The sequence below is a fragment of the Cnuibacter sp. UC19_7 genome (genome assembly GCF_042699995.1).
In the GTDB taxonomy this organism is placed as follows: Bacteria; Actinomycetota; Actinomycetes; order Actinomycetales; family Microbacteriaceae; genus Cnuibacter.
On record NZ_CP170560.1, the window covers coordinates 468,649 to 492,040 of the forward strand.

Genomic DNA, 23,392 nt, shown 5'->3' on the forward strand with positions numbered 1-23,392 from the left:
GATCGGGGCCGAGGTCACTCGGTGGGTGCGACCGGCTTCGCGACGAGCTTGTCCTCGTTGATCTCGTGGAGAGCGACCGAGAGCGGCTTGTCGTCGATGGTGGAGTCGACCAGCGGGCCGACGTTGTCGAACAGGCTGCCCTCGTGGAGGTCGGCGTAGTAGTCGTTGATCTGACGGGCGCGCTTGGACGCGAAGATCACGAGCGCGTACTTGGAGTCGACGCGCGTGAGGAGTTCGTCGATCGGCGGGTCGATGATGCCCTGGTTGTTCGCCATGGTCAGTGCTCCTTGGTGCGGGATGAGGCGGCGACGGGGGTGCCCGCGCCGGAGGCATTCATCAATTCTACGACCTCGGCGGCCGCGGTCTGCACGTCGGTGTTCACGACACGGTGATCGAACTCCCCCTGCGCGGCCAGTTCGACCCGCGCGGTGCGCAGCCTGCGCTCCTGCTCCTCGGCCGTCTCGGTGCCCCGGCCGATCAGCCGGCGCACCAGCTCGTCCCAGGTCGGCGGGAGGAGGAAGACGAGCACGGCCGACGGCTCGGAGGCCTTCACCTGGCGGGCGCCCTGGATGTCGATCTCGAGCAGCACGCTCCTGCCCTCGGCGAGGGCGGCGTCGATCGGGGCGCGCGGGGTGCCGTAGCGGCTGTGGTTGTGCACCACCGCCCACTCGAGGAACTCCCCCCGCCTCGACCATGCGGTCGAACTCGGCGTCGTCGAGGAAGTAGTAGCTCACGCCGTCGACCTCACCCGGGCGCGGCGCCCGTGTCGTCGCGGAGATCGAGAGGCACACCTCGGGGTGGTTCTCGCGGATGTAGGTCGAGACCGTGCCCTTTCCCACCGCCGTGGGACCGGCGAGCACGACGAGGGTCGACGACGCGGGCGGGGGCACCACCGGGGCGCGACGATCGAGGAACTCGCGCAGGCGCACCTGCTGGTGCACGCCGAGCCCGGACAGCCGCTTGGTCGGCGAGATGCCGAGCTCCTCCATGACGCGGGCCACGCGCACCGGGCCGAGGCCGGGGATGGAGAGCAGCAGGTCGCGCACCTTCATGGTGCTCTCGATGCTCTCGGTGCTGGCGAGCGCCACGTCGAGCACGGTCTGCGCGGCGATCCGACGTTCGTTGACCGACCGCTTCACGCTCGCGCGTGCCTGGCGGGCGGCGACGGCGGCGCGGGATGCGGCCGCGCGATCCACGTCAGGCGGGTTCACGCCGTGGCCTCGGCCACTGCGGCGACCTCGGACTCGATGGCCGCGCCGAGACCGGAGGGACCGGCCCCGAGCACCGACCTCGACACGCTCACGACCGTGTTCCCGGCGAGACGGCCGAACACGGAGGGGATGTCGTCGAAGCGTGCACCCTGCACACCGTACCCGGGCGCGAGGACGGGAGTCGAGTCGAGCTCTCCCCCGCGGGATCGAGCCCGTAGTCGACCAGCCGCTTGGTGGCGCCGATCACGAGCCCGAACGAGCCGAGCTCGCGCGAGCGGCGCTCATCGGCGCTCGGCGAGGAGCCGTTGTGCGCGGCCACCTCCCTCGCGATCCGCTGAGCCACGGTGTCGCCGTCGGTCGTCACCGCCGTCTGCACGGAGGCCGACTCCGGATTCGATGTCGCCGCCAGCACGAACAGGCCCTTGCCCGCCGCCCGGGCCGTGTCGATCATCCCGGACAGCGCCCCGACCCCCGTGTACGCGGTGACGGTGAGCGCATCCACCTCGAGGGGCGACCCCGGGGTGAGCCAGGCCGATGCGTAGCCGTCGTTCGTCGAGCCGATGTCGCCGCGCTTCGCATCGCCGATCACGAGGAGTCCGGCGTCGCGCGCCTCTAGGAGCACCCGCTCGAGCGCGGCGAACCCGGCCGAGCCGAGCGCCTCGAAGAACGCGACCTGCGGCTTCACCAGGCGCACCCGGCCGGCTGCGGCCTCGACGACGGCCCGTCCGAACCGCTCGAGGCCGCGGGCGTCGCGGTCGAGCCCCCAGGCGTCGAGCAGGTACGGATGCGGGTCGATGCCGATGCAGAGCCGCGAATGGTCGAAGGCGTCGGCCAGTCGCGACCCGAACGGGAGCAACGGGTCGGTCATCCGCGTGCCGCTCGCTGCAGGGCGTACTCCTGCAGGCTCGTCACCTCGAAGCCGTCCTTCAGCGCGTCGAACGAGGCCACCGCGGCCGAGAGCTCGGCCATGGTGGTGAACAGCGGCTTGTCGGCCGCCACGGCCGCCGCCCGGATCTCGTAGCCGTCGACACGCGCCGAGCGCCCCGAGGGGGTGTTCACGACGATGTCGACCTCGTTCTCGTTGATGAGGTCGACGATGGTCTTCTCGCCCTGACCGCCCTCGAAGTGCTTCGGCACGATGCGGGTGCGGATGCCGTTGCGGTTCAGCACCTCGGCCGTCCCGGAGGTGGCGAGGATGTCGAAGCCGAGCTGCTGCAGGCGGAGCACGGGCAGCACGATGGCGCGCTTGTCGCGGTCGGAGACCGACACGAACACCGTCCCGGACTGCGGCATCCCGCCGTAGGCGGCGTCCTGGCTCTTCGCGAACGCCCTGGGGAAGTCCTTGTCGATGCCCATCACCTCACCGGTGGAGCGCATCTCGGGGCCGAGCACCGAGTCGACGATGAGACCCTCCCGCGTGCGGAACCGCTTGAACGGGAGCACGGCCTCCTTGACGGAGACGGGCGAGTCGAGCGGGACACGCGAGCCGTCGACCTCGGGCAGCAGGCCCTCGGCCTTGAGCGACGCGATCGTCTCGCCCACCATCAGCCGCGAGGCTGCCTTGGCGAGCGGGATGCCCAGCGCCTTCGACACGAACGGCACGGTGCGTGATGCACGGGGGTTCGCCTCGAGGACGTAGAGGACACCCGCGCCGATGGCGAACTGCACGTTGAGGAGGCCCTGCACTCCGATCCCGCGGGCGATCGCGAGAGTCGCCTCGCGGACCTGATCGATCTGGGCGCGACCGAGGGTGACCGGCGGCAGGGTGCAGCTGGAGTCGCCGGAGTGGATGCCGGCCTCCTCGATGTGCTCCATGATGCCGCCGATGTAGAGCTCGCGGCCGTCGTAGAGCGCGTCGACGTCGATCTCGATCGCGTCGTCGAGGAAGCGGTCGACCAGCAGCGGGGTCGACGAGTCGACCACGACCTGGCCCTCGATGCGGCCGAAGTAGTCGGCCAGCGACGGCTGGTCGTAGACGATCTCCATGCCCCGGCCGCCCAGCACGTACGACGGACGCACGAGCACGGGGAAGCCGATCTCGTTCGCCACGGCGACGGCGCTGGCGTGGTCGTACGCGGTGCCGTTGCGGGGAGCGACGAGCCCCGCGTCGGCGAGGATGCCGGCGAACAGGCCGCGCTCCTCCGCCAGGTCGATGGCCGACGGCGTGGTGCCGAGGATGGGGACCCCCGCCTCCTCGAGGCCCTTCGCCAGCCCGAGGGCGGTCTGGCCGCCGAGCTGCACGACGACTCCGACGAGCTCGCCCGACTGGGACTCCGCGTGGATGACCTCCAGGACGTCCTCCAGCGTCAGCGGCTCGAAGTAGAGCCGGTCGCTGGTGTCGTAGTCGGTGGAGACCGTCTCGGGATTGCAGTTGATCATGATCGTCTCGAACCCCGCGGCCGAGAGCGCGAACGAGGCATGGACGCACGAGTAGTCGAACTCGACGCCCTGCCCGATGCGGTTGGGGCCGGAGCCGAGGATGACGACCTTGCGAGCATCGCTCGGCTCGACCTCGCTCTCGAGGTCGTAGCTCGAGTAGTGGTACGGCGTGAGGGCGGGGAACTCGCCGGCGCAGGTGTCGACGGTCTTGTAGACGGGGCGGATGCCGAGGATGTGGCGCACCTCGCGGACGTCCTTCTCGCCGAAGCCGCGCAGCGATGCGATCTGCGCATCCGAGAAGCCGTGGTCCTTCGCGAGCCGGAACATCGCCGTGTCGGCGTTCTCGGACTGCGCGATCTCCTCCGCGACCTCGTTGATGAGCGCGATCTGGTCGATGAACCAGGGGTCGATCTTGGTGGCCTCGAAGACCTCCTCCGCGGTCGCTCCGGCGCGGAGCGCCTGCTGCACCGTGACGATCCGGCCGTCGGTGGGCGTCGAGGCGAGGGCGAGCAGCTCCTCCTTCGACTGCGACAGCGGCTCCCAGTGGAACGACGAGCCGCGCTTCTCGAGCGAGCGCAACGACTTCTGCAGCGCCTGCGTGAAGTTGCGGCCGATCGCCATGGCCTCGCCGACGCTCTTCATCGTGGTGGTGAGCGTCGGGTCGGCGGCGGGGGAACTTCTCGAACGCGAAGCGGGGCACCTTCACCACGACGTAGTCGAGCGTGGGCTCGAACGAGGCCGGGGTGACCTTCGTGATGTCGTTCGGGATCTCGTCGAGGCGGTAGCCGATGGCGAGCTTGGCAGCGATCTTGGCGATCGGGAAGCCCGTCGCCTTCGACGCCAACGCCGACGACCGCGAGACACGCGGGTTCATCTCGATGACGATGATGCGGCCGTTCGACGGGTCGACGGCGAACTGGATGTTGCAGCCGCCCGTGTCGACACCCACCCGGCGGATGATCTCGATGCCGATGTCGCGCAGCTTCTGGTACTCGCGATCGGTGAGCGTCAGCGCCGGGGCGACGGTGATCGAGTCACCGGTGTGCACGCCGACGGGGTCGACGTTCTCGATCGAGCAGACGACGACCGTGTTGTCGGCGGTGTCGCGCATGAGCTCGAGCTCGTACTCCTTCCACCCGAGGATCGACTCCTCCAGCAGCACCTCGTGCGTGGGGCTCTGGTGGATGCCGTCGCCGGCGATGCGGCGCAGGTCGTCCGGGGTGTAGGCGAAGCCGGAGCCGAGACCGCCCATGGTGAACGAGGGGCGCACGACGAGCGGGTACCCGAGGTCCTCCGCGCACTCGAGCGCCTGGTCGACGCTGGTCGCGATGTAGGAGCGGGCGACCTCGGCGCCCGACTCGACCACGAGCTCCTTGAAGATCTGACGGTCCTCGCCGCGGTTGATCGCGTCGAAGTCGGCGCCGATGAGCTCGACGTCGTACTTCTCGAGGATCCCGCGCTTGTGCAGCTGGATGGCCGCGTTGAGCGCGGTCTGGCCGCCCAGCGTCGGCAGCACCGCATCCGGCCGCTCCTTGGCGATGATCGCCTCGATGACCTCGGGGGTGATCGGCTCGACGTAGGTGGCGTCGGCGAAGTCGGGGTCGGTCATGATCGTCGCGGGGTTGGAGTTGACGAGGATGACGCGCACGCCCTCCTCGCGCAGCACGCGACAGGCCTGCGTGCCGGAGTAGTCGAACTCGACGGCCTGACCGATGACGATCGGGCCGGAGCCGATGACGAGGACGCTCTGGATGTCTTCCCTGCGGGGCATTACTCGGAGTCTCCTTCGGAGGTCGCCTGGGCGGCGGAGGTCTTGCGGGCGACGATCATGTCGCGGAAGCGGTCGAACAGGTACATGGAGTCGTGCGGGCCGGCGGCGGCCTCGGGGTGGTACTGCACCGAGAACGCGTCGATGTCGAGGCAGCGGATGCCCTCCACGACGTCGTCGTTGAGGCTCACGTGGCTCACCTCGACGCGGCCGAACCCGGCGGGCGACTCGACGACGCCCTCGCGCGGGGCGTCGACCGCGAAGCCGTGGTTCTGACTCGTGATCTCGACGCGACCGGTCACCCGGTCGAGCACCGGCTGGTTGATGCCGCGGTGACCGAAGGGGAGCTTGTAGGTGTCGAAGCCGAGGGCACGGCCGAGCAGCTGGTTGCCGAAGCAGATGCCGAAGAACGGCGTTCCGGAGCGCAGCGAGGTCTGCAGGAGGTCGACGTGCGTGGCCGAGGCCTCCGGGTCGCCCGGCCCGTTGCTGTAGAACAGCGCGTCGGGTGCCAGCTCGATGAGCTGCTCCCCCGTCACCGTCTCGGGCAGTACGACCACGTCGAAGCCGCGCTCCGAGAGGTAGTTGACCGTCGAGGTCTTCACCCCGAGGTCGAGCACGGCGACCGTGCCGACGCGCTCCCCCTGCGCGGGCACGGTGTACTGCTCCTTCGTCGACACCTCGGAGGAGAGGTTGCGGCCGGCCATCTCGGCGCCGGAGCGCACGGCGGAGAGCTGCTCGGTCTGGCTCAGCTCGTAGTCGTCGCCCGAGAAGATGCCGGCGCGCATCGCACCGAACGACCGGATGTGCCGGGTCACGGCACGGGTGTCGATGCCGCTGATCCCGACCACGCCGTCCTTCTCGAGGTCGTCGTCGAGGCTGCGCTGCGCCCGGAAGTTGGAGACCACGCGGGAGGGGTCGCGCACGACGTACCCGGCGACCCAGATGCGGGTCGACTCCATGTCGTCGTCGTTCACCCCGGTGTTGCCGATGTGCGGTGCGGTCTGCAGCACGATCTGGCCGGCGTAGGAGGGGTCGGTGAGGGTCTCCTGGTACCCCGTCATCCCGGTGGCGAAGACCGCCTCGCCGAGCGTGCGCCCGCGGGCACCGTAGGCGCGACCCTCGTAGCGTCGGCCGTCCTCCAGTACGAGCACGGCGGGTTCGGCACGACTGAGCAGCCTGGTCACGAGGCGGTTCCTTCCTGTTGCGGGGCGAGCGTGCCGAGTGAGTCGAGCAGGCGCGGGCCCACTCCGTCCTCGGTGGCACGGAGATAGCTCTCGACGTCGGCGGGGCCGTCGGTCGAGGAGATGGTCCAGTCGAGGCGCACCAGCCCGCCGGGCTCGACCACGCGGTCGATCACCCAGGTGGAGGTGCCGACCGAGCGGAGGGCGTCCTTCGCGATGAAGGTCTCGCGCTCCCCGTCCGGGTGGATCGAGACGCCGGTGTCGTACACGGTGACGACAGCCCGGGCGCGGAACGCGAGTCCGGGGATGGTGAGACGGTCGAGCGGGTCGCCGGCGCGGGTGGTGGCGACGTAGAGCACCGAGACGCTCTCGCGCACCGCGCCGCGCGACTGCGGCGCGGACGTGGTGACCGCGAACGCGGACTGCCGGCGCTTCCGCGCGCGCCAGGCCCACAGCATGGCGGCGAGCAGCACGATCGCGAGGAGGGCGACGAGCGCGGCGGGCAGCAGACGGCTCATGCGAACGCCTCCGTGTACGCGATCGCGGCCTCCGCCGTCTCGGCCACGTCGGCGAGCACGCCGTCGCGGAGGGTCGGGTAGCCGCGGTGGAAGGTCCAGCGCACGCTGCCGGACAGCGTCGCGCCGAGGTAGGGCGAGTTCGTGCTGCGGCCGTGCAGGCGATCGAGCGAGAACGTGCTCGACGCGGTGGGGTCGACGAGGGTGAGGTTCGCGGCCGAGCCCGGCTCGAACGCGTGGCTGTGCCCGCCGAGGCGGCCGATCCGGGCCGGCGCGGTCGACAGGATGCGCGCGACGTCGGCCCATCCGATCAGACCGGTGTCGACCAGGGCGGTCTGGACGACGGGCAGGGCCGACTCGAGCCCGACCATCCCGAAGGAGGCCGCGTCCCACTCGCACTCCTTGCTCTCCTGCGGATGCGGGGCGTGATCGGTGGCGACGATGTCGATCGTGCCGTCGGCGACGCCCTCGCGCAGGGCCTGGACGTCCTCATCGCGACGCAGGGGCGGGTTCACCTTGTACCGGGCGTCGTAGCTGCGCACGAGGTCCTCCGTCAGCAGGAGGTGGTGAGGGGTGGCCTCGGCGGTCACCGCGATGCCGCGGGCCTTCGCCCAGCGCACGACGTCGACGGAGCCGGCGGTCGACAGGTGGCAGACGTGCAGCCGAGCGCCGACGTGCTCTGCGAGCAGCACGTCGCGGGCGATGATCGACTCCTCGGCCACCGCGGGCCAGCCCTTGAGACCGAGCTCGCTCGAGAGGGCGCTCTCGTTCATCTGCGCGCCCTCGGTGAGCCGGGGATCCTGCGCGTGCTGCGCGACCACGCCGTCGAACGTCGAGACGTACTCGAGGGCCCGGCGCATGAGCAAGGAGTCGTGGATGCACTTGCCGTCGTCGGAGAAGACGCGCACGGCGGCCCGCGACCTGGCCATCGCACCGATCTCGCTGAGGGTCTGGCCGCCCAGGCCGACGGTGACCGCGCCGATGGGGCGCACCGTGGCGTAGCCTGCGGCGTCGCCGAGCGACTTGACCTGCTCGACCACACCCGCGGTGTCGGCGACGGGGAGCGTGTTCGCCATCGCGAAGACGGCGGTGAAGCCGCCCGCGGCGGCGGCACGCGTGCCGGTGAGCACGGTCTCGCTCTGCTCGTAGCCGGGCTCGCGGAGGTGCGTGTGGAGGTCGACGAGGCCCGGCAGGGCGACGAGGCCCGACGCGTCGACGACGGTCGCGCCCGCGGCATCCGCCTTGGAGATGCGGCCGACCGCGACGATGGTGCCTCCGGCGAGGAGGATGTCGGCGCCGCTGCCGTCGGGCAGCGTGGCGCCGGTGATCAGGTACCTCACACGACCTCCCGTTCGCCGGACAGCAGCAGGTATAGCACGGCCATCCTGATCGACACCCCGTTGGCCACCTGCTCCAGCACGGTGGACCGCTCGGAGTCCGCGGCTCGCGCCGAGATCTCCAGGCCCCTGTTCATGGGGCCCGGGTGCATCACAATCGTATCTTCCGGCAGCGACAGCAGACGCTCGTCGTGGAGCCCCCACTCGCGGGCGTACTCGCGGGCGTTCGGGAAGTAGGCGGCGTTCATCCGCTCGGCCTGGATGCGCAGCATCATCACGACGTCGGGTCCTGTCGCGAGGGTGGCGTCGAGGTCGTGGCTGATCGTCGTCGGCCACCCGCTCGCTCCCAGCGGGATGAGCGTGGCGGGGGCGACGAAGGTGACCTCGGCGCCCAGCGTGCGCAGCAACCACAGGTTCGACCGCGCCACCCGCGAGTGCAGGATGTCGCCGACGATGGCGACGCGGACCCCGTCGAGACCCGCTCCGCGACTGGCGTCGCCGTGCAGCCGGCGGCGCATTGTGAAGGCGTCGAGCAGGGCCTGGGTGGGATGCTCGTGCGTGCCGTCGCCCGCGTTGACGATGGGTGCGTCGATCCAGTCGCTCTGGGCGAGCACCTGCGGCGCGCCGGAGGCCGGGTGCCGGATGACGACCGCCTCGGCGCCCATCGCGCCGAGGGTCTGGGCGGTGTCCTTCAGCCCCTCGCCCTTCGACACGCTCGAGCCCTTGGCGCTGAAGTTGATGACGTCGGCCGAGAGCCGCTTGGCCGCCGCCTCGAACGAGATGCGGGTGCGGGTGGAGTCCTCGAAGAAGAGGTTCACCACCGTGCGTCCGCGGAGGGTGGGCAGGCGCTTGACCTCGCGGGTCTGCACGTCGGCCATGTCCTCGGCCACGTCGAGGATGCGGATGGCCTCGTCTCGCGAGAGGTCCTTCGTGGAGAGCAGGTGCTTCATCCCTCGATCGTCACATCCTCGGCGCCGTCGATCTCGGTGAGCCGGACGTTGATGCGCTCCTGCCGGTTCGTGGGCAGGTTCTTGCCCACGAAGTCGGCACGGATGGGCAGCTCCCGATGGCCCCGGTCGACGAGGACCGCGAGCCGGACGGCGCGGGGGCGGCCGATGTCCTGCAGCGCGTCGAGCGCGGCGCGGATCGTGCGACCCGAATAGAGCACGTCGTCGACGAGGACGACGGTGCGTCCGTCGATGCCGCGGGGCGGCACACGCGTGGGCGACGGCGTGCGGATCGGCTGACGGGCGAGGTCGTCGCGGTACATCGTGATGTCGAGCGAGCCGACCATGTCGGCCACCGAGGGGCCGCTCGGCTCGATGCTCGAGATGAGCTCCCCGATGCGACGAGCGAGCAGCACCCCCCTGGTCGGGATGCCGAGGACGACGAGGTCGTCGGACCCCCGATCGGACTCGAGGATCTCGTGAGAGATCCGGGTCAACGCTCGGGTGATGTCGGGCTTCTGCAGCACGGTGCGTGCCGTCAAGCCGACCTCCTTCCCCGCCTCACAGGACGGCTCTTAAAGGATGTCTACGGTGACCAGCCTACCCGGATCAGACGGACTGGGCGATCTTCCCCAGGACGCCGTTCACGAAGCCGGAGGAGTCGTCGGTGGAGAGCAGGCCCGCGGCCTCGACCGCCTCCGAGATGGCGACCGACGCCGGCACCTCGTCGTTGAACATGATCTCCCAGACCGCGATGCGGAGCAGGCCGCGGTCGACGGCGGGCATGCGCGCCAGGGTCCAGCCCTGGGCGTAGGTCTCGATCGTCTCGTCGATCTCGGCCTGGTGGTCGATCACGCCGTCGACGATGTCGCGGGCGTAGAGCCACGAGGTCTCGCGCTGCGGCTCGGAGACCGCGCGCGCCGCCTCGGCGGCGAGGGCCTCGGAGACGGGGATCTGCCGCACGTCGGCGGCGTACAGGATGTCGAGGGCCCGCTTGCGGGCCTTCGTGCGTGCGCTCATGCGTCAGTCGTTGACGCGGCCGAGGTAGTCGCCCGAGCGCGTGTCGACCTTCACCTTCGTGCCGGTCTCGAGGAACAGCGGGACCTGGATCTGGTAGCCGGTCTCGACGGTGGCGGGCTTCGTGCCACCGGTCGAGCGGTCGCCCTGGAGGCCGGGCTCGGTGTAGGTGATCTCGAGCACGACGGAGGCGGGGAGGTCGAGGTAGAGCGGCGTGCCGTCGTTGAGCGCGATGGTGACGTTCTGGTTCTCGAGCATGAAGTTGGCGGCGTCGCCCACGACCGACTCGGAGACCGTGATCTGGTCGTAGTCGCTGGTGTCCATGAAGACGAAGTCGTTGCCGTCGCGGTAGAGGTACTGGAAGTCGCGGCGGTCGACGTTCGCGGTGTCGATCTTGGCGCCGGCGTTGAACGTGCGGTCGACGACCTTGCCGGTGACGACGTTCTTGATCTTGGTGCGCACGAAGGCGCCGCCCTTGCCCGGCTTCACATGCTGGAACTCGATGACGTTCCAGAGCTGCCCGTCGATCGAGAGCACTGTGCCGTTCTTGATGTCGTTGGTGGAGGCCATGAAGGGGTGAATCCGTTCCGAAGTGTGAGGCGCGACCGACCGGTCGCGTGAAGAGTCGTCAAGAAGTGTAGCGGAGCGACTGGAGCGCGAGCCGGTAGGACCCGAACCCGAACCCGGCGATGACCCCCGTGGCGATGCCCGAGATGACGCTCGTGTGCCGGAACGTCTCGCGGGCGTGGGGGTTCGAGATGTGCACCTCGACGAGCGGGATGCCCGCCTTCGTCACGAGCGCGGCGGCGTCGCGCAGCGCGTAGGAGTAGTGCGTGAAGGCGGCGGGGTTGAGGATCACCGGGGTGCGGGCGTCGACCGCGCCGTGCAGCCATGCCACCAGCTCCGACTCGTCGTCGGTCTGCCGGAGGTCGATGCGGAAGGTGTCGCCCGCATCCGCCTCGAGGATCGTGCGCAGCGCGTCGAGATCCTGCGAGCCGTAGACGTCGGGTTCGCGCGAGCCGAGGCGCCCGAGGTTGGGGCCGTTCAGCACGAGGACGGTCGTGGTCATGACGCGATCTCCTGGTAGGCGGTGAAGAGCAGCGCGGTCTCGGGCCCCTGGAGCACCGTGGGCCGGGCGATGTCGTCGAGCACGATGAACCGCAGCATGCCGGCGCGCGACTTCTTGTCGCGCTGCATGGTCGCCAGCAGCTGGTTCCAGCGCCCGGCCGGGTACTCGGTGGGCAGCGTGAGCGACGTGAGGATGTCGCGGTGCCGATCGACGACGGAGTCGCGGAGGCCCCGGGTGAGGCGCGAGAGCTCGGCCGCGAACATCATCCCGACGGCCACCGCGGCGCCGTGGCGCCACTGGTAGCGTTCCGCGTGCTCGATCGCGTGACCGAGGGTGTGCCCGTAGTTGAGGATCTCGCGGAGGCCTGCCTCCTTGAAGTCGGACGAGACGACACGCGCCTTGACGCCGATCGAGAGCTCGACCAGCCGACGGATCTCGTCGCTCGTCGGGTCGGTCGCGCGATCGACATCGGCCTCGAGGATGTCGAGGATGTCAGGCTCGGCGATGAAGCCGCACTTCACGACCTCGGCCATACCCGCCAGGATCTCGTTGCGCGGCAGGCTGTCGAGGATGTCGAGCTCGGCCACGACCGCGTGAGGCGCGTAGAACGACCCGACGAGGTTCTTGCCCTCCGCGGTGTTGATGCCGGTCTTGCCGCCCACAGCGGCGTCGACCATCCCGAGGAGCGTCGTCGGCACCTGCACCAGGCGGACCCCACGCAGCCAGGTGGCCGCGACGAAGCCCGCGAGGTCGGTGACCGCTCCCCCGCCGAAGCCGACCACGGCATCCGTGCGGGTGAAGTCGGCCTGGCCCATGACCTGCCAGCAGAAGGCGGCCACCTCGACCCGCTTGCCCGCCTCCGCATCCGGCACCTCGGCCAGCAGCACCTCGAGGTCGCCCTCGTCCTGGAGCTGCTCGCGGAGCTGCGCGGCGAGTGCGGCGAGAGTGGGCGGGTGCACCACGAGCACCTTGCGCACCCCGCCGTCGAGGGCGGCGGTCACGCGGTCGAGCACGCCCCGACCCACCGTGATGTCGTACGGGTCGGCGCCGGTGACCCGGATCGTCGTCGCTTCGGCCGTCATGGGCGCTCCTCGGGGTTCGTGGCAGTGCGCGGGCTCGGGGTCTCGGACGGCGCGGGGAGAGGGGCGACCGTGCGCCCGCGCACCCAGTCGGCGACCTGGAGGGCGATCTCGTCGGTCGGACGCGAGGTGGTGTCGAACGTGACGTCGGCAAGCCGCTGGTACAGGTCGCGACGGCGTTCCCAGACGCGGATCCACGACTCGACGTCGGGCACGAGCGGCCGCTTGCCGTTGGTGAGCCGGGACGCCACCGCGGACGGGTCGACCGTGAAGAGCACGACGTCGTGCTCGGCGAGGTCACGCTGCGTGTCGGGGTCGAGCACCGCGCCCCCGCCGAACGCGACCACCGCGTCCGTCGCCAGGGCGGCGACGACCTCGGCACGTTCGAGCGACCGGAAGTGGGGCTCGCCCTGGCTGGCGAAGATGTCGGGGATCGGGCCGTGTGCGGCGGCCACACGCGAGTCGGTGTCGACGAAGGCCGTCCCGAGCACACGCGCGATGCGCTTCCCGATGCGCGACTTGCCGGACGCCGGGGGGCCGATCAGGACGACGGTCACGGCACGGCGACGGCCGTGCGCAGCGCGGCCGGGATGTGCTCGAGGTAGGACTCGAGGTTGCGGCGGGTCTCGCCGATCGAGTCGCCGCCGAACTTCTCGAGCACGGAGTTCGCGAGCACGAGCGCTGTCATCGCCTCGGCCACGACACCCGCGGCGGGCACGGCGCAGACGTCGGAGCGCTGGTGGTGGGCGGCCGCGTCCTCCCTTGTCGCCACGTCGATCGTGTGCAGGGCGTGAGGGACGGTCGCGATCGGCTTCATGCCCGCTCGGACGCGGAGCACGGTGCCGGTCGACATGCCGCCCTCGGTGCCACCCGCACGATCGGACGTCCGCGTGATGTCGTCGCCCTCGCGGTAGAGCTCGTCGTGGGCCGCCGAGCCGCGGCGTCGGGTGGTCTCGAAGCCGTCGCCCACCTCGACGCCCTTGATCGCCTGGATGCCCATGAGCGCCGCGGCGAGCTGGGAGTCGAGGCGACGATCCCAGTGCACGTGCGATCCGAGCCCCGGGGGCAGGCCGTACGCGAGCACCTCGACGACGCCGCCGAGGGTGTCGCCCTCCTTGTGCGCGTCGTCGATCTCGGCCACCATGAGCGCGCTGGTCTCGGCGTCGAAGCAGCGCACCGGATCGGCGTCGAGGGCGTCGACGTCGTCGGGCCGCGGGAGGGGCCGACCCTCCGGCACACGTACTGGGCCGATCGAGAGGGTGTGGCTGACCAGGCGGATGCCCAGCTCGGCGAGGAACGCCTTCGCCACGGCGCCGAGAGCCACGCGGGCCGCGGTCTCGCGGGCGCTCGCCCGCTCGAGGATCGGCCGCGCCTCGTCGAAGTCGTACTTCTGCATGCCCACGAGGTCGGCGTGACCCGGGCGGGGGCGCGTGAGGCGCGCGCTGCGGCCGCGGTCGGGGAGCTCCTCGTCGAGGGGCTCGACGCTCATCACCTCGGTCCACTTCGACCACTCGGTGTTGCCGATGCGCAGCGAGATCGGGCTGCCGAGGGTGCGGCCGTGGACCACGCCGCCGGGCATCGCCAGCTCGTCCTGCTCGAACTTCATGCGCGCGCCGCGACCGTAGCCCAGCTTGCGGCGGGCGAGGTCGGCGCGGATCTGGGCGAGGGTGAGCGGGACTCCCGACGGCAGGCCCTCGACGATCGCGACGAGCTCCTGACCGTGGGACTCGCCGGAGGTGAGCCAACGGAGCATGACTACGATCCTCCCACAACCGGGAGGACGACCTTCACGCGGCGGCGACCGCCGACCGCATGGCGGCTGTCACCGCATCCTCGTCGGAAAGCGGGATCAGGGGGTCGCCGTTCCACCAGATGCGCTGCTGCGCGACCGCCTGGTGCAGCAGCATGTCGAGGCCCGACACCGCGATCGATCCGGCTCGCGTCCAGAGGGCGGCGAGCGGGCTCGGCCACGGATCGTACGCGACGTCGAGCAGTGCGCCGGAGGAGGTCGCCGCCCAGCCCGCGATCCGCTGGTCCGCACCGGTGCCGCCGGGCAGGGTCGAGACGGTGAGGTCGGGGCGCAGGTCATCACCCGCGGTGGCCAGCGGATGCACGTCGACCGTGAGTCCGGCGTCGCGCGCCACCGCGGCCACACCCTCAGCCCGCGACGGATCGCGCACCACGACGTCGAGGTGCTCGGCGCCCAGCTGCGCCGCGGCCACGGCCGCCGAGCGCGCGGTGGCACCGCCGCCGAGGACCAGCGCGTGGCGTACCTCTCCCACGCCGGCCTCCGTCAGGGCGCGCACCATCCCGAAGACGTCGGTGTTGAACGCGGAGACGCGCCGACGGCCGTCGCGCGAGGTGAGGAGCAGCGTGTTGGCCGCCGCGGAGAGGCGGGCCACCTCGTCGACGTCGTCGGCGAGGGCGAGCCCGTCCTCCTTCAGCGGCATGGTCAGCGACAGCCCGCGCCAGACGGCGTCGAGGCCTTCGATGTACGCCGCCAGCTGCCCCTCGACGAGCTCGGCCCGACCGTACTCCGCGTCGGCCGACAGCACGTCGAACGCCGCCCGGTGGAGCAGGGGCGACCGCGAGTGGGCGATCGGGGAACCGAGCACCGCGAAGCGGAGGGTCACTGGTACTCCGGGTGCGCGGCCCACCACTCCTGCAGCTGCTGGACGGCGGCGTCGTGCTCCTCTACCGTGGTCGAGAACACCGTCTCGCCCGTGTCGAGGTTCACGGTGACGAAGTAGAGCCACGGACCGTCGGCGGGATGCAGGGCCGCGTCGATCGCGACGTCGCCCGGGTTCGAGATCGGACCGACCGGCAGTCCCGGGTTCGCGTACGTGTTGTACGGATTCGACGCGTCGTCGCGCTCCGCCTGCGTGGTCTCGACGTTCGTGTGCCCGGCACCGTACGCCACCGTCGCATCCGACTGCAGGTTCATGCCGTCGGCGATGCGGTTGAGGAAGACGCGCGAGACCTTGTACATGTCGTCGTTGCTGCCCGCCTCCTTCTGGATGAGCGCGGCGAGCGTGAGCACCCGGTAGCGGTCATCGGGCGCGACGCCGGCGGCGTCGAGCGACTGGAACGTGCGGGTGACCATCGCCTGGAGCATGTCGGTGGGCGTCTGGCCGGGCTGGAACGTGTAGGTCGCCGGGAAGAGGTAGCCCTCGATGCTCGGCGCCTCGGCCGGCACACCGAGCGCGACGTAGTTCGCCGCGGCGGCCTGGAAGTCGGCGAGGGGCATGCCCGTGGCGTCGGCGAGGATCTGCAGCACATTGGCCGCGGTGGTGCCCTCGGGGATCGTGGCCGTGTAGTCGACCTTGTTCGCCGGATCCTGCAGCGCGTCGAGCGCGGCCTTCGAGCTCATCTGGCTGGCGAGCTTGTAGGTGCCGGGCTGGAAGACCGGGTCGGACTTGAGCAGGAGGTCGTAGAAGGCGCCCGACGACTTGACCACATCGGCCGCCTGCAGGTTGTCGGCGATGACCGAGCCGTCGTCGCCGGAGTTGATGACGAACATCACCTCTCCGGTGCCGGAGCCGGTGTAGTCGTCGGACTCCTTGCCCGCGAACATCGCCTGCACCTGCGTACCGAAGGTGTTGACCAGGAAGATGCCGGCGCCGCCGAGGAGGCCGATGATGACGACGGTGACGATGAGCGGCACCACCCACCGACGAGGGCCACGGCCGCCCGTGCGGTGACTGCGGCTGCGGCGCGAGGGCGTCTGCACCCGGGCCTCGCGTCGCGTGGCGGGCTGCTCCGGTTCGCTGAAGAACTCTGCGAACGGATGGTCTTCCGGTGGCCGGCGATCTGTCACGGAGTTCGGTCCTCGGGGGTGGGGGAAGGGGTCTGCGTACTCGCCGGGACGAGGGAACCCGGAGGATTCCCGGTCGACCGCTCGGCGTCGATGGCGTGCTGCACGAGTATAACCGCGGCCACTTGATCGATCACCTGGCGGGACGACTTGGTGCTCCGGCCGCTGCGGTGCAGTGCGGACTGGGCCGAGACGGTGGTCAGGCGCTCATCGACCAGCCTCACCGGCACGCCGAGCGCGGCGAGGCGGTCGGCGAACTCGCGGGAGTCGGTGGTCGACGCCGTCTCGGCGCCGCTCATCGACAGCGGCAGTCCGACCACGATCTCGAGGGGCTCGATCTCGGCGACGATCGCGGCGATGCGCGCGATGTCGGAGCCGTCGTCGGCCCGGCGGACCGTCTCGATCGGGGTGGCCAGCATGGCGTGAGGGTCGGACCGCGCCAGGCCGATGCGCGCTCTGCCCACATCGACGCCCAGCCGGGTCCCGGCCCGCACGATCAGCCCGCGACCTGTCGTTCGATGGCCTCGAGAGCCACGGGGATCTGCGCGGGATCGCTGCCGCCGCCCTGCGCGAGGTCGTCCTTGCCGCCGCCGCCTCCGCCGAGGACACCCGCCGCGGTCTTCGCGAGGGCACCCGCCTTGGCGCCGGCGGTGCGAGCGGACTCGGTGGTCGCGACGATCACCGCGGGCTTCGGCCCTACGGTCGCGGCGAGCGCGATCACGGCCGGCTGTGCACCGAGCTCGGTGCGGACCGAGGTGACCAGCGAACGCAGGTCGTCGGCCGAGTTGAGCTCACCGACGTTCTCGGCGACGAGCAGGACGTCGCCGACTCGGCGCGCGGTCTGCGCCAGAGCGGGCACCCGGCCGGCGAGAGCGGCGGACTCGAAGGCCGCGATCCGCTTCTCGGCCGCCTTGAGGTTGGCCATGAGGTCGGTGATGCGTGTGGTGATCTCGTCGCGCGGCGCCTTCAGCGTCGACGTGAGCTGCGAGACCAGCGCCCGCTCGGCGGCGAACTCGCGGAACGCGTCGATGCCGACGAGGGCCTCGATGCGGCGGTTGGCCGAGCCGACGCTCGACTCGGACTGCAGGTTGATCATGGCGATCTCTGAGCTCGAGGCCACGTGCGTGCCGGCGCAGAGCTCACGCGACCACGGGCCCCCGATGTCGACCATCCGCACGACGTCGCCGTACTTCTCGCCGAACAGGGCCATCGCGCCCATCGAGCGGGCCTCGTCGATGGGGAGCTCACGCGTGACGACATCGAGGTCGTCACGGATGGCGAGGTTCGCGATCTCCTCGATCTCGGTGCGCGTCTCGGCCGACAGCGGCTGTGACCAGCCGAAGTCGAGGCGCATGTAGCCCGCCTTGTTGTACGAGCCGGCCTGGTGCGCTTCCTCGCCGAGCACCTGGCGCAGCGCGGCGTGGATGATGTGGGTCGCCGAGTGGGCCTGCGTGGCGCCGCGGCGCCACTGCGGGTCGACCACCGAGCGTGCGAGGTCGCCGACCGCGACCTGGCCGCTGGCGACCTCGGTACGGTGCGAGACGAGGCCCTTGACCGGCTTCTGCACGTCGAGCACGGTGAGCTCGAACCCGTCGCCGACGATGGCACCCGCGTCGGCCTCCTGGCCGCCCGACTCCGCCCAGAGGCTGGTCTCGGCGAGGATGACCTCGACCTGCTCCCCCGCGACCGCGGAGGTGACCGAACGGCCGTCGACGATGAGCCCGAGGATGCGGCTCTCGGTCTCGAGCGAGTCGTAGCCGCGGAACACCGTCTCGCCGAGCGCACGGAACTCGCTGTAGACCGACAGGTCGGTGATGCCGAGCTTCTTCGCCTTGGCGTCGGCCTTCGCGCGCTGCTTCTGCTCGGCCATGAGCGACTCGAACGCCACCCGGTCGACGGCGAGGCCCGACTCCTCCGCGATCTCGAGCGTGAGGTCGATGGGGAAGCCGTAGGTGTCGTGGAGCAGGAACGCGGTGTCGCCGGCGAGCACGTCGCTGCCGCGCGACTTCGTCGAGCTGACGGCCGTGTCGAGGATGGTGGTGCCGCCGGTGAGTGTGCGGAGGAACGACTCCTCCTCGGCGTAGGCGCTCCGCGAGATGCGGTTGTAGTCGGTCTCGACCTCCGGGTACGCGGCCTTCATGGCGTCGCGCGAGGCGGTGAGCAGCTCGGGCATCGTGGCGGTGTCGACGCCCAGCAGGCGCATCGAGCGGACCGTGCGCCGCAGGAGGCGGCGGAGGATGTAGCCACGCCCCTCGTTCGACGGGGTGACGCCGTCGGACATCAGCATGAGGGACGAGCGGACGTGGTCGGCGACCACACGCATCCGCACGTCGTCGTCGTGGTCGGCGCCGTAGCGCTTGCCCGAGAGCTCGGCCGCGCGGTCGAGCACCGGGCGCACCTGGTCGATCTCGTAGACGTTCTCGACGCCCTGCTTGAGGAAGGCGACACGCTCGAGGCCCATGCCGGTGTCGATGTTCTTGCGGGGCAGCTCGCCCAGGATCTCGAACTCGGTCTTCGACGTGCCCTCCCCGCGGAGGTACTGCATGAAGACTAGGTTCCAGATCTCGATGTACCGGTTCTCGTCGGCGGCGGGGCCGCCCTCCGCTCCATAGCGCGGACCGCGGTCGAAGTAGATCTCGGAGCACGGGCCGGCCGGGCCGGGCTGGCCGGTCGACCAGTAGTTGTCCTCCTTGCCGAAGCGCTGGATGCGCTCATCCGGCAGGCCGGCGACGCGCTTCCAGAGGTCGATGGCCTCGTCGTCGTCCTGGTAGACGGTGACCCAGAGGTCCTTCTCGTCGAAGCCGAGGCCGCCGTCGGACTCGGCTGACGTCAGGAGCTCCCAGGCGTACCCGATCGCCCCCTCCTTGAAGTAGTCGCCGAAGGAGAAGTTGCCGTTCATCTGGAAGAACGTGCCGTGCCGCGTCGTCTTGCCGACCTCCTCGATGTCGAGGGTGCGGATGCACTTCTGCACGCTGGTCGCACGCGGATACGGCGCGGGCACGAGCCCCGACAGGTAGGGGATGAACGGCACCATGCCGGCGACGGTGAAGAGCAGTGACGGGTCGTCGCTCACCAGCGACGCCGACGGGACGACGGTGTGACCCCTGCTCCCGAAGAAGTCGAGCCAGCGGGAGCGGATGTCAGCGGTCTGCATGAAGGGGTTCTGATCCAGTCGAGAAGGGGGCGGAACGGAGAGGGGACGCTCAGGACTCGTCGGCGATGGCGGACTTCAGCTCGGCCTCGCGCTCACGGTAGCCCTCGACGAGGGAACCGCTGAACTCCTTGGCCCTGCGGTCGAGGTCGTCGAAGAAGGCCCTGCCCCGAGAGGTCATGGCGAACTGACGTGCCGCGATGAACCCGAGCGCGATGCCCGCGACGAGCCACACGAGCCTTTTCATGATGTTCTCCTCATCCGTCGAACGTCACCGAAGATCCTAATGCGCGAGCCGTGAGGCTCAGACGCGGGAGTGCTTCTTTCCAGTCTTCCCGGAGGCGCCGGTCTTCTTGGAGGCGCCGGCCTTCTTCGAGCCGTCGGGATCCTTGCCGCCGATGAGGACGGCGCGGACGGCCGCCGAGAACCCGGCCAGCTTGATGAGGGGCCCACCGACGGAGGCGGCGAACAGGGCGACCAGCGACGAGACGTTGCCGGTGACCTCTTCGACGTTCTTCGTGATCGCGTCGACCCGCACCAGCTGCCTGTTCGCCTCCTGGATCGTGACGGTGCTCTCCGAGAGGATCGGGGTGATGCCGTCGGAGACGTCCTTGATGGAGTCGCGGGTCTGGTCGAACACTCCCCCGAGCTTGACGAGCGGCACGGCGATGAGGCCCACGAGCACCGCGAACACCCCCGCCGCGATGAGACCTGCGATGTCGCCTCCGGACATGGACCCTCCCTCGGGTGGAAAAGCGAAGAGAGCGGAGGCCCTTCGGCTTCCGCTCTCTCCAGTATGTCTGAGTGTCGGTACTAGCGTGCCGCGTAGTACTCGACGACCAGCTGCACCTCGCAGGTCACGGGGACCTCGGCGCGCTTCGGGCGGCGCACGAGGCGCGCCTGGAGCTTGTCGAGCTCGACCTCGAGGTAACCCGGGGTCTTCGGCAGGACCTCGGCGTGACCGCCGGCAGCCGCCACCTGGAAGGGCTCGGTGCCCTCGGAGCGGGCCTTGACGTGGATGAGCTGACCCGGCTTCACGCGGAACGACGGGCGGTCGACGAGCTTGCCGTCGACGAGGATGTGGCGGTGCACGACCATCTGACGGGCCTGCGCCGTGGTGCGGGCGAAGCCGGCACGCAGCACGAGGGCGTCGAGGCGCATCTCGAGGAGCTCGACCAGGTTCTCACCGGTCAGGCCCTGGGTGCGGCGCGCCTCGTTGAACGCGATGCGGAGCTGCTTCTCGCGGATGCCGTACTGGGCGCGCAGACGCTGCTTCTCGCGCAGACGGACCGCGTAGTCGGAGTCGGCCTTGCGCTTGGTGCGGCCGTGCTCGCCGGGCGCGTAGGGGCGCTTCTCGAGGTAGCGGGCGGCCTTGGGGGTGAGCGGGATGCCCAGAGCGCGCGAGAGACGGGTCTTGCTGCGCGTACGCGACGTGGAAGTCACTGATGTCCTTTCGAATGGAATCTCTACGAGTGTTGCCACTCCGGCCGCTGCGCACAGCAGTGCGCACCCACACCGGGGTGAGGTCCACGACGAGGTGGAAGCAGAGGGTGTGCGCCGGGCGGTTCGGCTAAAGAACTCGATCCCATCCACGAGAGCCGGTTCGCAGCCGCACGAACATGGCCCTGTATAGGCGTCTACCAGATTAGCACAGCGATGGGCCGTGCTCAGGAGCCGGAGCGGCCCGTCTTCCCGGGTTTGGTGATGTCGCGCAGCTTGGCCAGTCGGGCCGCCACGTCGCGTTCGTTGCCGTGGTCGGTCGGCCGGTAGTAGACGCGGTCGGCCAGCTCGTCGGGCAGGTACTGCTGCGCCACGACACCGAGGTCGTCGTCGTGCGGATAGCGGTATCCCTTGCCGTGTCCGAGCCGTTTGGCGCCGGCGTAGTGGGCGTCGCGGAGGTGCTTCGGGACGCGGCCGAACCGACCGGCCTTGACGTCGGCGATGGCGGCGTCGATGCCGACATAGGCCGCGTTCGACTTCGGCGCGGTGGCCAGGTAGACGACGGCCTCGGCGAGCGGGATCCGCCCCTCGGGCATGCCGATCAGCTGCACGGCGTCGGCCGCCGCGACGGCGATCTGGAGGCCCTGCGGATCGGCGATCCCGATGTCCTCCGCCGCCAGGATGATGATGCGGCGCGCGATGAAGCGCGGATCCTCCCCCGCCTCGATCATCCGAGCGAGGTAGTGGAGCGCTGCGTCGACGTCGGAGCCGCGGACCGACTTGATGAACGCGCTGATGACGTCGTAGTGCTCGTCGCCGTTGCGGTCGTAGCGGAGCAGCGCGCGGTCGACGGACTGCGCCACCGCCTCCGCGGTGATGAGCGGCGGCTCGTCGTCGCCGCCGTGGTCCTCGTCGTCTCGGTCGTCGTCGGCGTCCTCCTCGCCGCTGCGGCTCGTGGCCAGCACGCTCGTGGCGGAGGCCTCCAGCGCGGTGAGCGCACGCCGGGCGTCGCCGGAGGCGAGGCGGACGATGGCGTCGCGCGCGGCGTCGTCGAGCCGGACCGCCCCGCGCAATCCGCGGTCGTCGCTGACGGCCCGGTCGATCAGCAGGGCGAGGTCGTCGTCGGTGAGCTGCTCGAGCGTGAGCAGCAGCGACCGCGAGAGGAGCGGGGAGATGACGGAGAACGACGGGTTCTCGGTGGTGGCCGCCACGAGGATGACCCAGCCGTTCTCGACCCCCGGGAGCAGGGCATCCTGCTGGGCCTTGGTGAAGCGGTGGATCTCGTCGAGGAAGAGCACGGTGGACAGGCCGTAGAGGTCGCGGTTGCGGAACGCGTCGTCCATCACCTGACGGACGTCCTTCACACCGGCAGTGACCGCGGAGAGCTCGACGAACTTGCGGCCCGAGCTGTGGGCGATCGCCTGCGCGAGCGTGGTCTTGCCCGTGCCGGGCGGACCCCAGAGGATGACCGACACGGAGCCCTGCGCGTTGCCGGTGTCGGACGCCAGCGTGACCAGTGGCGACCCCGGGCGCAGCAGGTGCTTCTGACCCGCGACCTCGTCGAGGCTGCGCGGCCTCATCCGCACCGCGAGCGGGACGGAGCCGGAGTGCAATCCGGCTTGGTGGAGGGTCATGGTTCTAGGCTACTGTGATGGGCCGACACGGCCTCCGGCGCCCGGGGTGCCGTGCAACCGACACCGCCTAGCTACGGAGGACGCGTGGCCCCCAGCAATCAGGAGCGCCAGGCCAGGGAGGCCCGGACGCGCCTCCGCGACTACCAGGCACGCCAGACGGCGCACTCCGAGAAGGTCCGTCGTCGTGTGCGCGACAACGTGATCGCCGTCGTGCTCGTGCTCGTCGTGGTGACCGGAGCGGTGCTCGCCCAGATCTTCTACTTCTCCGGCGGGCCCGGCGCGCCAATGGCCGCCCCCTCGGCGACGAGCACCCCTGCGGCCACCCCTCCGCCCTCGACCCTCGCCGAGGGCCGCGACTGGACGGGCACGCTGACCATCAACGACATCCCGCTCGGCATCACGCTCGACGGAGCGGCCGCGCCGCAGGCCGTGTCGTCCTTCATCTCCCTGGCCCAGTCGGGCTTCTACCAGGGCACCGACTGCCACCGGCTCACCACCTCCGGCATCTACGTCCTCCAGTGCGGCGACCCGAACGGCGACGGCAGCGGCGGCCCTGGCTACAGCTATGGACCGGTCGAGAACGCGCCGGCCGACAACGTGTACCCGACGGGCACGCTCGCCATGGCGCGCCAGGGCGAGAAGGGCGACAGCATGGGCAGCCAGTTCTTCATCGTCTACCAGGACTCGACGATCCCGTCCGACAGTGCGGGCGGGTACACGATCCTCGGCCAGATCACGTCGGGCCTCGATCAGCTCCAGGCGGGTGTGATCGCGGGCGGCACCGCCGACGGCTCGCCCGACGGGCGTCCTGCGACGACCGCGACGATCACCGACGTCACCGTCCAGTAGT

Annotated in this window: 22 protein-coding genes and 2 pseudogenes; 1 reads left to right on the forward strand and 23 read right to left on the reverse strand. The window is 70.4% G+C overall.

Going from position 1 to position 23,392, the window contains the following annotated elements:
- Nucleotides 1–14: 14 nt before the first annotated feature.
- The 23 genes and pseudogenes from rpoZ to ACFJGV_RS02375 form a co-directional block, all read right to left on the reverse strand.
- The gene (gene rpoZ, locus ACFJGV_RS02265) at nucleotides 15–275 is read right to left on the reverse strand and encodes a DNA-directed RNA polymerase subunit omega (RefSeq protein WP_378146516.1); all 261 of its coding nucleotides are present in this window, start codon (nucleotides 273–275) and stop codon (nucleotides 15–17) included.
- A gap of 2 nt (nucleotides 276–277) precedes the next feature.
- Nucleotides 278–1,211, reverse strand: a pseudogene (gene gmk, locus ACFJGV_RS02270) (guanylate kinase).
- Between the two features lie 88 nt (nucleotides 1,212–1,299).
- Nucleotides 1,300–2,079, reverse strand: a complete 780-nt coding sequence (gene pyrF / locus ACFJGV_RS02275; protein WP_378146518.1) for an orotidine-5'-phosphate decarboxylase — start codon at nucleotides 2,077–2,079, stop codon at nucleotides 1,300–1,302.
- Nucleotides 2,076–5,361: pseudogene (gene carB / locus ACFJGV_RS02280) on the reverse strand (carbamoyl-phosphate synthase large subunit). Before carB ends, pyrF begins: the two are co-directional and overlap by 4 nt.
- Nucleotides 5,361–6,542, reverse strand: a complete 1,182-nt coding sequence (gene carA, locus ACFJGV_RS02285) for a glutamine-hydrolyzing carbamoyl-phosphate synthase small subunit (protein WP_378146520.1) — start codon at nucleotides 6,540–6,542, stop codon at nucleotides 5,361–5,363. The pseudogene carB and the gene carA overlap by 1 nt, the downstream one beginning before the upstream one ends.
- Nucleotides 6,539–7,057 carry a hypothetical protein gene (locus ACFJGV_RS02290; RefSeq protein ID WP_378146522.1) on the reverse strand — a complete coding sequence of 173 codons (519 nt, stop codon included), beginning with the start codon at nucleotides 7,055–7,057 and terminating at the stop codon, nucleotides 6,539–6,541. Before ACFJGV_RS02290 ends, carA begins: the two co-directional genes overlap by 4 nt.
- Entirely contained in the window at nucleotides 7,054–8,394 is a 1,341-nt protein-coding gene (locus ACFJGV_RS02295) for a dihydroorotase (RefSeq protein ID WP_378146523.1), read from the reverse strand. Before ACFJGV_RS02295 ends, ACFJGV_RS02290 begins: the two co-directional genes overlap by 4 nt.
- The gene (locus ACFJGV_RS02300; RefSeq protein WP_378146525.1) at nucleotides 8,391–9,341 is read right to left on the reverse strand and encodes an aspartate carbamoyltransferase catalytic subunit; all 951 of its coding nucleotides are present in this window, start codon (nucleotides 9,339–9,341) and stop codon (nucleotides 8,391–8,393) included. Before ACFJGV_RS02300 ends, ACFJGV_RS02295 begins: the two co-directional genes overlap by 4 nt.
- A complete protein-coding gene (gene pyrR, locus ACFJGV_RS02305; RefSeq protein WP_378146526.1) occupies nucleotides 9,338–9,880 on the reverse strand; it encodes a bifunctional pyr operon transcriptional regulator/uracil phosphoribosyltransferase PyrR in 543 nt (180 codons plus the stop codon). Before pyrR ends, ACFJGV_RS02300 begins: the two co-directional genes overlap by 4 nt.
- 67 nt (nucleotides 9,881–9,947) lie before the next feature.
- Nucleotides 9,948–10,358: a transcription antitermination factor NusB gene (nusB, locus tag ACFJGV_RS02310; RefSeq protein ID WP_378146527.1), complete on the reverse strand. Its 411-nt coding sequence runs from the start codon at nucleotides 10,356–10,358 to the stop codon at nucleotides 9,948–9,950.
- A gap of 3 nt (nucleotides 10,359–10,361) precedes the next feature.
- Nucleotides 10,362–10,925 (reverse strand): elongation factor P, encoded by a 564-nt coding sequence (efp, locus tag ACFJGV_RS02315; RefSeq protein ID WP_378146529.1) that lies wholly within the window; start codon nucleotides 10,923–10,925, stop codon nucleotides 10,362–10,364.
- 58 nt (nucleotides 10,926–10,983) lie between these two features.
- Nucleotides 10,984–11,424 (reverse strand): type II 3-dehydroquinate dehydratase, encoded by a 441-nt coding sequence (locus tag ACFJGV_RS02320; RefSeq protein WP_378146530.1) that lies wholly within the window; start codon nucleotides 11,422–11,424, stop codon nucleotides 10,984–10,986.
- On the reverse strand, nucleotides 11,421–12,506 hold the full coding sequence (aroB, locus tag ACFJGV_RS02325) for a 3-dehydroquinate synthase (RefSeq protein ID WP_378146531.1): 1,086 nt from the start codon (nucleotides 12,504–12,506) through the stop codon (nucleotides 11,421–11,423). The genes ACFJGV_RS02320 and aroB overlap by 4 nt, the downstream gene beginning before the upstream one ends.
- Complete coding sequence (locus ACFJGV_RS02330) at nucleotides 12,503–13,060, reverse strand: shikimate kinase (protein WP_378146533.1); 558 nt, start codon at nucleotides 13,058–13,060, stop codon at nucleotides 12,503–12,505. Before ACFJGV_RS02330 ends, aroB begins: the two co-directional genes overlap by 4 nt.
- Nucleotides 13,057–14,256: a chorismate synthase gene (gene aroC, locus ACFJGV_RS02335; RefSeq protein ID WP_378146535.1), complete on the reverse strand. Its 1,200-nt coding sequence runs from the start codon at nucleotides 14,254–14,256 to the stop codon at nucleotides 13,057–13,059. The genes ACFJGV_RS02330 and aroC overlap by 4 nt, the downstream gene beginning before the upstream one ends.
- Nucleotides 14,257–14,290: 34 nt before the next feature.
- Nucleotides 14,291–15,136, reverse strand: a complete 846-nt coding sequence (locus ACFJGV_RS02340; protein WP_378146537.1) for a shikimate dehydrogenase family protein — start codon at nucleotides 15,134–15,136, stop codon at nucleotides 14,291–14,293.
- Complete coding sequence (mltG, locus tag ACFJGV_RS02345; protein ID WP_378146538.1) at nucleotides 15,133–16,320, reverse strand: endolytic transglycosylase MltG; 1,188 nt, start codon at nucleotides 16,318–16,320, stop codon at nucleotides 15,133–15,135. Before mltG ends, ACFJGV_RS02340 begins: the two co-directional genes overlap by 4 nt.
- A complete protein-coding gene (gene ruvX, locus ACFJGV_RS02350) occupies nucleotides 16,317–16,811 on the reverse strand; it encodes a Holliday junction resolvase RuvX (RefSeq protein WP_378146540.1) in 495 nt (164 codons plus the stop codon). The genes mltG and ruvX overlap by 4 nt, the downstream gene beginning before the upstream one ends.
- 2 nt (nucleotides 16,812–16,813) lie before the next feature.
- Nucleotides 16,814–19,471 (reverse strand): alanine--tRNA ligase, encoded by a 2,658-nt coding sequence (alaS, locus tag ACFJGV_RS02355; RefSeq protein WP_378146542.1) that lies wholly within the window; start codon nucleotides 19,469–19,471, stop codon nucleotides 16,814–16,816.
- A gap of 49 nt (nucleotides 19,472–19,520) precedes the next feature.
- Entirely contained in the window at nucleotides 19,521–19,715 is a 195-nt protein-coding gene (locus ACFJGV_RS02360) for a hypothetical protein (protein ID WP_378146544.1), read from the reverse strand.
- A 57-nt stretch (nucleotides 19,716–19,772) separates the two neighbouring features.
- Nucleotides 19,773–20,201 carry a DUF948 domain-containing protein gene (locus tag ACFJGV_RS02365; protein WP_378146545.1) on the reverse strand — a complete coding sequence of 143 codons (429 nt, stop codon included), beginning with the start codon at nucleotides 20,199–20,201 and terminating at the stop codon, nucleotides 19,773–19,775.
- Between the two features lie 80 nt (nucleotides 20,202–20,281).
- Complete coding sequence (gene rpsD / locus ACFJGV_RS02370; RefSeq protein ID WP_378146547.1) at nucleotides 20,282–20,911, reverse strand: 30S ribosomal protein S4; 630 nt, start codon at nucleotides 20,909–20,911, stop codon at nucleotides 20,282–20,284.
- Nucleotides 20,912–21,135: 224 nt separating this feature from the next.
- The gene (locus tag ACFJGV_RS02375; RefSeq protein WP_378146549.1) at nucleotides 21,136–22,542 is read right to left on the reverse strand and encodes a replication-associated recombination protein A; all 1,407 of its coding nucleotides are present in this window, start codon (nucleotides 22,540–22,542) and stop codon (nucleotides 21,136–21,138) included.
- A gap of 84 nt (nucleotides 22,543–22,626) precedes the next feature.
- On the opposite strand from ACFJGV_RS02375, the gene ACFJGV_RS02380 reads away from it, so the two are divergent.
- Nucleotides 22,627–23,391: a peptidylprolyl isomerase gene (locus tag ACFJGV_RS02380; protein ID WP_378146551.1), complete on the forward strand. Its 765-nt coding sequence runs from the start codon at nucleotides 22,627–22,629 to the stop codon at nucleotides 23,389–23,391.
- The last annotated feature ends 1 nt before the right edge of the window (nucleotide 23,392 follow it).